Here is a 7,217-nt window from a genome sequence, read left to right as displayed (position 1 = left end):
GTCGACGCTGGTCTTCGCGTGAAGCAGCCAACGGACGGCGGGGAGACGCGATGAGCACGCATGCGGGCTACAAGGGGCCGGCCGATTGCCCCGGAGTCATTCCGGTGTTTCCCCTGCCCGGTGCGTTGCTGCTGCCGCGCGGCCAGATGCCCCTGAACATCTTCGAGCCGCGTTACCTCGCGATGATCGACGACGCCCTTCGCAGCGACCGGATCATCGGGATGATTCAGCCGGACGTTGAAGCGGGGTCCTCACCGATGACGCCCCGCCTGTTCCGGGTCGGCTGCGCGGGTCGCATCACCCAGTTCGCGGAGACGGGGGACGGGCGCTACCTCATCTCGCTCACCGGCATCGCGCGTTTCCGTGTGGAGAGCGAGCTCGCCACCACCACCCGCTACCGCCGTTGCCAGGTCTCCTACGACGACTTCGCCACCGACTTCGAGGCGCGGGCCGGCGAGGACGCCGTCGACCGCGAGGGCGTGCTGAAGGCCTTGCGGGACTTCGTCGAGGTCAACGACCTCAAGGTCGACTGGGCCGGCATCGAGGAGGCGCCCAACGAGGCTCTGGTCAATGCGCTCTGCATGATGAGCCCGTTCGGCGCGCGCGAGAAACAGGCGATGCTGGAGGCGCAGGACCTCAAGACCCGCGCCGAGGTCTTGATCGCGGTCACCGAAATGGAGTTGGTGCGCGCGTCGGGCTCCGAACCCACACTCCAGTGATCTCCCGTTCAGAAGGATACGCACCGATGGCCGATGACATGCCGAGCCCCGTCGAGGCCACCCGCGTCGACCCCAAGCTCCTCGAACTGCTCGTCTGCCCCCTGACGAAGAGCACCCTCGAATACGACGCCGCGCGCCAGGAACTGGTGAGCCGCTCGGCGCGGCTCGCCTACCCGATCCGCGACGGCATTCCGATCATGCTGCCGGAAGAGGCGCGTGCGCTGACCGACTGATCCGCGCCATGTCGGACCAGCCGATCATCGCCATCGTCGCCACCGGCGGCACCATCGCGATGAAGAACGATCCGGTCACGGGCGCGCCGGTCCCCGCCCTGACCGGGGCGGACCTCGCCGCCGCCGTGCCGCGCCTTGCGGATTTCGCGCGGATCGAGGTGGTGGAATTCGCCAACGTGCCGAGCGCTGCCATGGGGCCTGCCCTGTGGCCGAGCTTGAGCCGCAATGTGGCCGAGTTGCTCGCCCGCCCCGAGATCGTCGGCGCCATCGTCCTGCACGGCACCGACACCCTCGACCAGACCGCCTATTTCCTCGACCTGACGCTGTCCAGCGACAAGCCGGTGGTGATGGTGGGCGCGCAGCGCAACGCCTCCGACGCGGATGCCGACGGCGCGCGCAACCTGCTGAACGCCGCGCGCCAGATCCTGGCGCCGGGCGCGCGCGACATGGGCGTGACGGTGACGCTCAACCACAACATCAACGCCGCCCGCGAGGTGCGGAAAACCCACACCAACAACGTCGAGACCTTCAACTCGGGCGAGATCGGCTTCCTCGGCCACGTGGACGAGGACCGGGTGGTGTTCGCGCGCAAATCCCTGCGGCGCCAGACCCTGCCGTTGCCCGAGCGCCTCGCGCGGGTCGAGATTGTGCCGATGGTCGCCGGCAGCGACGGCGCCCAACTCCGCCATGCGGTGGCGGATGGCGCCGAGGGCGTGGTCATCGCGGCCTACGGGTTCGGCAACGTCAACGAGGCGCTCTACGAGGCCGCCGTCGAGGCGATCGCGGCGGGCGTCACCGTCATCGTGGCGAGCCAGGTCGCGCAGGGCCGCGCGCTCCCGGTCTACGGCTTCAAGGGCGGAGGCCACACGCTGCTGCAGGCCGGGGCGGTGTTCGCCGACGATCTCACGCCCGACAAGGCCCGGGTGCTGGCGCTGCTCGCCCTGCCGCTCACGCGCGACCGGGGCGCATTGCAGACGTATTACGACCGATAGACGCCAAGTTTAAGCCTCGGTCATGGCCCGTTCAGGCAGGTTCGGCGATGCTCGTCAGCAGATGTTTGCAGCGCGCGTCATAATCCTGCCGCTTCGGCGGATATGATGTGTGCATTCTCACCTGTTCGTCTGCTTGTGAAGTCGTCGCGCCGCTCAACGGTTCGGCTTCCGGCGGACACTGATCTGCCGAAGGATGCTGCATGTCCAAGTTCGTGGTTGTTCTGGCGCTCGGAGCCGGCCTGTCTTCGCCCGTGACGATCCCGGCCGCCGCGCGTGAGGGCGGCAATTTCAACGGGGCGTGGTCTGTGGAACTCGTCACCGAGAGCGGCATGGTCTGCGACAGCCGCTACACCTACGCGATCTCGGTGCAGGAGGGGCAGGTGCGCCTCGCCTCGGCGTCCAGCAACGCCGCCCTCAGCGGTCGCGTCGGTCCCGACGGCACGGTGGGCCTCAACGTCTCGAACGGCACCGCCAGCGGCGCCGTCGCGGGCCGCCTCCAGGCCCAGACCGGAGGCGGCACCTGGAAGGTCTCGTCCCTGTGCTCCGGCCGCTGGACGGCCCGGCGTCAGACGACGCGGACCGCCCAGGCGGAGTAGGGCTTCATCGTCAGGTTGCGTCCGAAATCCGCGTGCGGGTTTCGGTTCGCCTCAGGCGGCGGCCAGCCACTTGCGCGCTTCGTCGATATGCGCGCGGTCGAAGGTCTTGATCTGGGCCGGCGAGACCTTGCCGAAGGTGTCGGCGATCATCCGGAGCCAGGAGGCGTCCGTCACCAGGGCGACGTGGCTGACGCCCTTCATCATGGCGAGGCCGAAGCGCGGGTCCTTGAAGAACGCGGCCGGCTCCATGCCCTTGAAATCGCGCACGTCTTCGAGCAGCTTGATCTTGCCGCCCTTGTCGAGGTCGGCCTGCATCGCGGTGATGACGGTGTTCATCTCGGCATCGGTGATCTGGCCGTCGACCACGATCTCGGCGACGCTCGAATCCGGCTTTTTGGTGTAGGTCAGCACGTGTGGCACTCCTCAAGGGGTCGAACGCGCGGGGCGAACGTCGGACCAGGGTTATAGGAAACTCTGCGGGTCCACGTCGATGGCGACCTTCACGTTGCCGCGAATCTTCGGCCCCCGGCCCAGCCAGTCGCGCAGGTAGCTCTGGAGGTCGACGCTGCGTTCCGTCTTCACCAGCAGGCGGAAGCGGTAGCGCCCCCGGATCAGGGCGAGCGGTGCCTCGGCGGGTCCCAGGACCATCACGCCCTCCGGCGGTTCGGCGACGCGGGCGAGCGCCTGCCCGTGGGCTTCCGCCACCTCGCGCTCGTTCGCCGAGACGATGAGCGCGGCGAGCCGTCCGAAGGGGGGCAGGCCGGCGGCCTCGCGGGCCCCGATCTCCTCCTCGTAGAAGCGCTCCGAATCCCCCGACAGGAGGGCTGCGATCACCGGATGGTCGGGCTGGTAGGTCTGGAGCAGGGCGCGCCCCGGCTTCTCGCCGCGCCCGGCCCGGCCCGTCACCTGTTGCAGGAGCTGGAAGGTGCGCTCGGCCGCGCGCGGATCGCCGGAGGTCAGGCCGATATCCGCGTCCAGCACACCCACCAGCGTGAGATGCGGGAAGTTGTGGCCCTTGGCGACGAGCTGCGTGCCGATGACGATGTCGCAACCGCCCTCGGCCACGGTCTGGAGCTCGGCGCGCAGGCGCTCGGCGCCCCCCGGAAAGTCGCTCGACAGCACGATGACGCGCTTGTCCGGGAAGATTTCGGCCACTTCCTCCGCGATGCGCTCCACGCCGGGGCCGCAGGGAGTGAGGTTGTCGAAGGTGCCGCATTCGGCGCAGGAATCGGGGCGCCGCTCGGCGTAACCGCACTGGTGGCAGACGAGCGCCCGGCGGAAGCGATGCTCCACCAGCCAGGTCGAGCAGTTGCGGCACTGGTAGCGGTGGCCGCAGGCCCGGCACAGGGTGAGGGGGGCGTAGCCCCGCCGATTGAGGAAGAGCAGGGCCTGGTCGCCGGATTCGACGGTCTCGCGCACGGCCGCGACCAGGGCGGGGGCGATGAAGCGGCCGCGTTCCGGCTTGTCGGAGCGCATGTCGATGGCGGCGATGTCGGGCAGGCGCCGCCCGCCGAAGCGCTCCGGCAGGGCGACCCGGACGTAGCGCCCGCGCTCGGCGTTCACCCGCGTCTCGATGGACGGTGTCGCCGAGGCCAGGACCACGGGGCAGTTCTCGATGCGCCCGCGCACCACCGCCATGTCGCGGGCGTGGTAATGCACCCCGTCCTCCTGCTTGTAGGCGGCCTCGTGCTCCTCGTCGACGACGATGAGGCCGAGATCGGCGAACGGCAGGAACAGGGCCGAGCGCGCGCCCACCACAACGGCGATCTCAGCCGTCGTCACGCCTGCGCGGATCCGCTCGCGGCGCTTGCCGCCGACCCCCGAATGCCAGGTCGCGGGGCGGACCCCGAAGCGTTCGGCGAACCGGTCGAGGAACTGCGCCGTCAGAGCGATCTCGGGCATCAGGATCAGCGCCTGATGCCCGCGACGCACGCAATCGGCCACGGCCTCGAAATACACCTCCGTCTTTCCGGACCCCGTGACGCCCTCCAGCAGGACGGTCGGCGCCTTGTGCTCCGCGCCCGGCGGCGGCACCTTGCCGTCGTGTGGCAGCGGGTCACCGATCGCATCCGTGGGCGCGGTTTCGACGGGCGCCGGATTCATCAGCCCGACGAGCTGGTGCACCGCAGCTTCCTGGGCCTCCGAGAGGGGCACGCGGGCGTGGTCGGGGTCGGGTGGCAGGGCGACGGGTTCGGGCGTCAGCGCCTGCGCCTCGAGGGCACCGTCGTCGATGAGGCCGTCGACCACGCTGAGCGAGACCCCGGCTTCCTTGGCCAGGGCGCTCTTGCCCCGCATGGCGCCGTCGGCTGCCACCGCCAGGACCTTGGTGCGGGCCGCCGTTGGCCGCGCGGGTGCCTTGCCGGTGGCGCGCACGCCGATCCGCACGGTCTCGGTCAGCGCGGCCTCGTCCGGCAGGCGCAGCGCCATGGCCAGCGCCGAGCCCTTGGGCGCGAGGGTGTAGCGGGCGAGCCAGTCGACGAGTTCGCGCAGGGCGTCGGGCAGGGCCGGCACGTCGAGGCGGCCCGTCACCGGGCGCAGGTTCGAGCCGCCGGGGCTCTGGCGCACGCCCCAGACCACGCCCACCGTCTCGCGGGGCCCCAGCGGAATCTGCACGACGTCGCCCACCGAGAGGTCGAGCCCGGCCGGCACGGCGTAGCTGTAGGCGCTGTCCAGCGCCAGCGGGATCAGGATCTCGGCGACACAGGGCATCGAACGGCGCTTTGATGGAACATAACCGGAATATAGACATGCGGGCGGGAATGCGCGACCGGCGCGGGCGCATTGCCTCCGGACCGCCTTGGCTCCTAAGCAGCAGAGCCCCGCACCCGCCTCGGTTTCGATGAGCCAACCAGCACAGCCTCAAGCCACCACCCCGCCGCGCCTCGACCTGCGCGGGATCAGCCTGCGCTACGGCGCCGTGCAGGCGCTCGCCGACATCTCCCTTCGGGTGCAGGCCGGTGAGATCATCGCGCTGCTCGGCGATTCCGGTTGCGGCAAGAGCACGCTCCTGCGTGCCATCGCCGGCCTGGAGCAACCGGAAGCCGGGACGATCCGCCTCGACGGCGGGGTGGTCAGCGACGGTGGCCGGGGCGTTCCGCCGGAGGCGCGCGGGGTCGGGCTGATGTTCCAGGATTATGCGCTGTTTCCGCACCTGACGGTCGCCGAGAACGTCCGCTTCGGGCTCCACGCCGAGCCCGGCGCGCAAGCCCGCGCCATCGCGGCGGCGCGCCTGGAACAGGTCGGCCTTGCGGACCGGGCAAGCAGCTATCCGGGTACGCTGTCAGGGGGGGAAAGCCAGCGCGTGGCGCTCGCCCGCGCCCTGGCGCCGGGGCCGCGCATCCTCCTCCTCGACGAGCCGTTCTCGAATCTCGACCGGCGCACCCGCGACCGCGTCCGTGACGACACCCTCGCGGTCCTGCGCGCCAACGGCGCCACCACGCTCCTCGTCACCCACGACCCCGAGGAGGCCCTGGGGTTCGCCGATCGCATCGCCCTGATGCGCCAGGGGCGCATCGTCCAGGTCGGCACCGGGCGCGAATTGTACCAGCGACCCGGGACGCGCTTCGTCGCGCGCTTCTTCGGCGACCTGATCGAGGTCGCCGGCAGATGTCGCGACGGCGCCGTCGAAACGCCCTTCGGGTGCCTGCCTGCGCCCGGACGCGCGGAGGGCGAAGCCCTGACCGTATGCCTGCGCCCGGAGGCGATCCGGCTGCATGCGCCGAATGCGCGCTTTCGCGGACGCGTGATCGAGCGCCGCTTCCTCGGCGCGACCGCGCTCCTGACCCTCGCGGTGGAGGGATTTTCGGAACCCCTGCGTCTGTCGGTTTCCGGTGAAGAGCCCAGCCAGCCCGGCGATAGCATCGGTTTCGCCCTCGATGCGACGCGTAGCTTTATTTTTGCTGCGGTGGAGGATTAAAACACAACACTTGGCCGAGACCGGACGAGGTCTGCATCTGTAGTTTTTAACTGTTTTAAGTCAAAGACATCGTGCTTGCTTTTTCCTCGCCGATGCCTCTGAACACCGCCCAAGAGCTTCAGGGAGGGTGTCGGCCATGGTGGGTGGAAAGACGGCAATCGGGTTCGCGGGCCTCGCGCTGGCGGCCCTGGTCGGCACGGCCTCGGCGGCGGAAGTGAACCTCTACACCACCCGCGAGCCCGGCCTGATCCGTCCCCTGCTCGATGCCTTCACGGCCAAGAGCGGCGTCACCGTCAACACCGTCTTCGTCGAGAAGGGCCTGGCCGAGCGCGTGGCGGCCGAGGGCGCGCGCGCCAAGGCCGACGTCCTGATGACCGTGGATGTCGGCAACCTCATCGATCTCGTCGACCGCGATCTCGCACAGCCCGTGCGCTCCAGCGTGCTCGAAGCGGCGGTGCCCGCCAGCTTGCGCGACGCGGACGGGCGCTGGTTCGCCCTCTCCCTGCGGGCCCGCGTGCTCTACGCGGACAAGGACCTCGCAGACCTCAAGACCATCACCTACGAGGGGCTCGCCGATCCGAAGTGGAAGGGTGGCCTCTGCCTGCGCTCCGGCCAGCACCCCTACAACACGGCTCTGATCGCCCATCACCTCGTCAAGCACGGCCCCGAGAAGACGGAGGGCTGGCTGCGCGCGGTCAAGGCCAACCTCGCGCGCAAGCCCGCCGGCGGCGACCGGGACGTGGCCCGCGACATCCTCGCCG

8 protein-coding genes are annotated in these 7,217 nt (G+C 69.9%); 6 read left to right on the top strand and 2 right to left on the bottom strand.

Annotated features, from left to right (window positions below; genetic code table 11):
* Positions 1-50 precede the first annotated feature (50 nt).
* From JWQ05_RS08610 to JWQ05_RS08595, 4 genes are all read left to right on the top strand, one after another.
* The gene (locus tag JWQ05_RS08610; protein WP_299657571.1) at positions 51-719 is read left to right on the top strand and encodes an LON peptidase substrate-binding domain-containing protein; all 669 of its coding nucleotides are present in this window, start codon (positions 51-53) and stop codon (positions 717-719) included.
* A 26-nt stretch (positions 720-745) separates the two neighbouring features.
* Positions 746-952, top strand: coding sequence for a Trm112 family protein (locus JWQ05_RS08605; RefSeq protein ID WP_299657569.1), 207 nt, complete (start codon positions 746-748; stop codon positions 950-952).
* 8 nt (positions 953-960) lie between these two features.
* Positions 961-1,944 carry an asparaginase gene (locus JWQ05_RS08600; protein ID WP_299657567.1) on the top strand — a complete coding sequence of 328 codons (984 nt, stop codon included), beginning with the start codon at positions 961-963 and terminating at the stop codon, positions 1,942-1,944.
* Positions 1,945-2,144: 200 nt separating this feature from the next.
* Positions 2,145-2,540: a hypothetical protein gene (locus JWQ05_RS08595; RefSeq protein ID WP_299657565.1), complete on the top strand. Its 396-nt coding sequence runs from the start codon at positions 2,145-2,147 to the stop codon at positions 2,538-2,540.
* A gap of 51 nt (positions 2,541-2,591) precedes the next feature.
* On the opposite strand, the gene JWQ05_RS08590 is transcribed toward JWQ05_RS08595, so the two are convergent.
* Entirely contained in the window at positions 2,592-2,951 is a 360-nt protein-coding gene (locus JWQ05_RS08590; protein WP_299657563.1) for an STAS/SEC14 domain-containing protein, read from the bottom strand.
* Between the two features lie 51 nt (positions 2,952-3,002).
* The gene (locus JWQ05_RS08585; RefSeq protein ID WP_299657561.1) at positions 3,003-5,249 is read right to left on the bottom strand and encodes a primosomal protein N'; all 2,247 of its coding nucleotides are present in this window, start codon (positions 5,247-5,249) and stop codon (positions 3,003-3,005) included.
* A 130-nt stretch (positions 5,250-5,379) separates the two neighbouring features.
* Between JWQ05_RS08585 and JWQ05_RS08580 the strand changes: the two genes are divergently transcribed.
* Together JWQ05_RS08580 and JWQ05_RS08575 are read left to right on the top strand one after the other, a co-directional pair.
* On the top strand, positions 5,380-6,456 hold the full coding sequence (locus tag JWQ05_RS08580) for an ABC transporter ATP-binding protein (RefSeq protein WP_299657558.1): 1,077 nt from the start codon (positions 5,380-5,382) through the stop codon (positions 6,454-6,456).
* 136 nt (positions 6,457-6,592) lie between these two features.
* The coding region (locus tag JWQ05_RS08575; RefSeq protein ID WP_299657556.1) for an extracellular solute-binding protein at positions 6,593-7,217 on the top strand (625 nt) is incomplete at its 3' end.

Origin of the sequence: Methylobacterium sp. (assembly GCF_028290105.1) — a bacterium.
GTDB lineage: Bacteria > Pseudomonadota > Alphaproteobacteria > Rhizobiales > Beijerinckiaceae > Methylobacterium.
The sequence above is the reverse complement of the archived record's forward strand: the minus strand, read 5'-3'. Positions and strand labels throughout refer to the sequence as shown.